This is a genomic window from Halorubrum tibetense (genome assembly GCF_042661865.1).
GTDB lineage: Archaea > Halobacteriota > Halobacteria > Halobacteriales > Haloferacaceae > Halorubrum > Halorubrum tibetense.
Window position 1 is genome coordinate 1 of record NZ_JBHSWW010000571.1, and the last position, 752, is coordinate 752.

Genomic DNA, 752 nt, shown 5'->3' on the forward strand with positions numbered 1-752 from the left:
ACTTGATGTGGTTTGATGGCGCCAGTATTTATTTGCGCCGTTGGTTGGGCGACACGCTTGATGAGCCTTATTTAGTGGGCACCCAAGCCGGTGAAGATAAATACGTACGCTTACTCGCCGATATTACCGGCGATGGCCGGCTCGACTTAGTGCGGGTGACCACAGACAGGTTATACACCTATCCGGCAAAATTTGACGGCGACAGTTTTAATGTCATCTCAAAAGTTACCAATGGCCTAGGTGCGGCGACGGAAGTTCAATACGGCACGTTAGTCACCAGTGACCATTACGCGCGCTTAGAAATTACCACGACGGATGAAGAGCGTTGCGAGCGGCCGAGTTATGACAATAATTATACCGCTGGCTGGTGTACGGATTACCAAGTTGCAGACCAAGGCACTTTTTACCGTGAGCTGAACAACCGATGGGCTTCTGGTTTACACCATTCGCTAGGTAAATTATCGCCGACGTTGGAAGTGATGGCGCCGATGCAAATCGTAGTGCGTGTATCCGGTTCTGCGCCGGCGCTGGATGTGAATGACCAAGTCAATACCGAAGCGCAAAGCCATATCAGTTATTACTACGCCGAAGCCAAAGCGCAAGCGGCAGGGCGTGGCTTATTAGGTTTCAAACGCTTGCGTTCGGTGGATGAACAATCGGGTGTTTCCACCATTACGGAATACCGACAAGACTTTCCCTACATCGGTTTCCCCGTGAAAACAGAGGTGTTCACGAGCGAAGGCCATTTGCTC

Annotated in this window: 1 protein-coding gene; it reads left to right on the forward strand. The window is 50.9% G+C overall.

What is annotated here, in order from left to right; translation table 11 throughout:
- A partial coding sequence (locus tag ACFQEU_RS17030) for a hypothetical protein (protein ID WP_379784074.1) occupies positions 1 to 752 on the forward strand: 752 nt, incomplete at both ends.